This is a genomic window from Acidiphilium sp. (assembly GCF_049977125.1).
Taxonomy (GTDB): Bacteria; Pseudomonadota; Alphaproteobacteria; order Acetobacterales; family Acetobacteraceae; genus Acidiphilium.
Map to the genome: position 1 here is coordinate 1 of NZ_JBMFGY010000304.1, position 2,393 is coordinate 2,393.

The 2,393-nt window shown below is 49.1% G+C and carries 2 protein-coding genes; one reads left to right on the forward strand and one right to left on the reverse strand.

The window, feature by feature from the left end:
• Positions 1-453: 453 nt before the first annotated feature.
• Positions 454-1,257, forward strand: coding sequence for a sulfite exporter TauE/SafE family protein (locus ACP5E6_RS18385; protein WP_427956790.1), 804 nt, complete (start codon positions 454-456; stop codon positions 1,255-1,257).
• 182 nt (positions 1,258-1,439) lie between these two features.
• On the opposite strand, the gene ACP5E6_RS18390 is transcribed toward ACP5E6_RS18385, so the two are convergent.
• Complete coding sequence (locus ACP5E6_RS18390) at positions 1,440-1,946, reverse strand: helix-turn-helix domain-containing protein (protein WP_427956792.1); 507 nt, start codon at positions 1,944-1,946, stop codon at positions 1,440-1,442.
• Between the last annotated feature and the right edge of the window lie 447 nt (positions 1,947-2,393).

Sequence of the window (2,393 nt, forward strand, 5' to 3'; positions counted from 1 at the left end):
ACGGGTAATCTACGGGTAGATTGATGCATGGGTTATTGCACGAATATCACAGAATTTTGACCTGTTTCCGGCGAAAGTCTTCTGCATGCATCAAACCCTGGTTTTATGCAGGCAGAAGACCGCTGCGACGATAGTGTGTTGATTTTCCTGAAATCGGTGCCGCCTTTTGGCGCTGAAACGTACTTTCGGTTCCGTTGCTACCGGACCTCCTGGCACTACGGATCAATCAGGATGATCCCAGGAGGCATGCACCGTCATCGGCTCTCGTCGCGATGACCGCCACCATTACCACCGCATCACCGGATCACTGATCTATCCACCCGATCGCGGATGATTCCCCGTATCAATTGATCCCTCCCCTTCAGACCTGACGCCCAGAAAACTTACGTTCGTGTCCGGACCCCGTTAAGGCAATTGATCGACACCTTCAGAACTGCCGGAGACGATGCTGCCGTGGTCCTTGATATTATCCTCTATCTCCTCGCAGGTGCCTCCGCGGGCTTCCTTGGCGGCCTTCTCGGCATCGGGGGTGGTCTGTTGATCGTTGCCGCTCTCACTCTGACGTTATCAAGATCGGGCGTTCCCGCCAGCGAAATCATCCGGGTTTCGGTCGCAACCGCGCTTGCCGGCATGACGTTGACCTTCGTGTCCTCGACTATCGCCCATCTCCGCAGCGGCAACATCCTTGGGTCAACCTGGGTCCGACTGACACCGGGTCTCGTGCTCGGTAGCATCATCGGAACCCATCTCGTCCAATTCGTGAGCGGTCTGGCGTTACGTCTGATCATTACCTGTTTCTGTGCGGTCGCAGCCTGGCGCATGGCGTTTGTCGCCCCGCTTCGAGCCCCTGAATCCGGGCATATCCCCCGCTCACTCTGGTTATTCCCATCTGGAATTGGGATCGCGACGATTTCCTCCATGGTGGGGATCGGGGGTGGGTCATTGACCGTACCGGTCCTCGTTCATCTCGGCGTCAAACCCGTGCGCGCCGTCGGCACCAGCGCTGCCTGCGGATTGGTGATCGCCGCGACCAGCGCGGCAAACGACATGCTCACGCTGCATCCCCACTCGCATACCTTGCCCTGGGGCACGATCGGTTACGTCTACGTGCCGGCCGCGATCGCGGCCTCAATCGCTGCGATGGCGACAGCACCGATAGGTGTCTATGTCGCCAATCGGGCCTCCAGCTTGGCATTGAAACGCAGCTTTGCGCTGTTCCTCTTCGTCATCGGCATCGTGATCGCGGCCGGCGGATAATCTGGCCCCTTGGTTTCGCCGTGTATGCGTCACTACTTCGCCAGACTGCACCAATCACGCCATGCCTGAGTCAGTTTCGATTCTGTTGCTACTGGCCTACATTCCCTACTCATCCCCAATCTGATTGCGGGGAAGGTAGACATATTAATGTCTCATAACTAGAAACGCCTCATAAGTAGAAATTATGATAACATTATTTCATCATTCTTTATATAATCACTCTTGGCGTTGTAATTTATAAAACTTTTTAATAATTGAACGAAAGAGTTTCGAACATTCTGGTCATCGATCATTGCAAATGACCTGATTAATTCAGCTTCATCATCAGCTACTATATGATCACGATCCCCATTATCAGACTTTCTATTAAAAATAGATTCTATTCTGTTTTTAAGAATATCTATGTTGTCTTTACTATTGATATTCTTTTCCTGATTGTCTGCAAAAAGATATAAAATAGATACTCCAAGAATAATTGATATCTTGTATAAGTCCCAACCACAGATGTGCTGTCTACCAGATTCATACTTTTCTATTTCAGCGTTTGCCACGTCAAGCCTCTCAGCAACATAGTCCACGCTCATGCCGAGCCGTATTCGTTCCTGCCTGATCCGTGAACCAAGATGAACGTCCAAACGATTTGGAATTGTACTAGAATACTCTAGTTTTCTAGCTTTTTCTCTTGTCATAACACCAATCTCTTCGCTTTAATCCGAACCGTTCTGGTATTTTTTATTCTAACATTCACCTTTTATATGTATGGTATATTTCAAGAAGACAATTCCATTCTTCAAAATAATCGCATTACTCGATATAATTCTAAGAACAGCATTAATTCTTATTCAAAAGAAACAAATTATCATCCGTGCCAGCCTTGTCTTATTTTTCATATAACGTATCTATAATTAAGTCATTCGCTTCCAGAGACATATAATTGTGCTCAACCTAAAAATCAATGTCACAACAATCGCATAACATGACGTCACTGTGGGATCGGCACGCCTGAAGGTTTCGACACCAAATAAGCATCATGCAACAACCTCATGACGGATCAGGGCGATCCCGACGTCTCCGCCAGTGACGGACCCGGAGATCCCGAATCCGGTGTCTCAAGGGCGGTCTCCTGAGCAACCATC

What these genes read in the sequence shown, in the direction of transcription:
- ACP5E6_RS18390 (WP_427956792.1), bottom strand. Translation starts at nt 1,946, where the DNA reads ATGACAAGAGAAAAAGCTAGAAAACTAGAGTATTCTAGTACAATTCCA.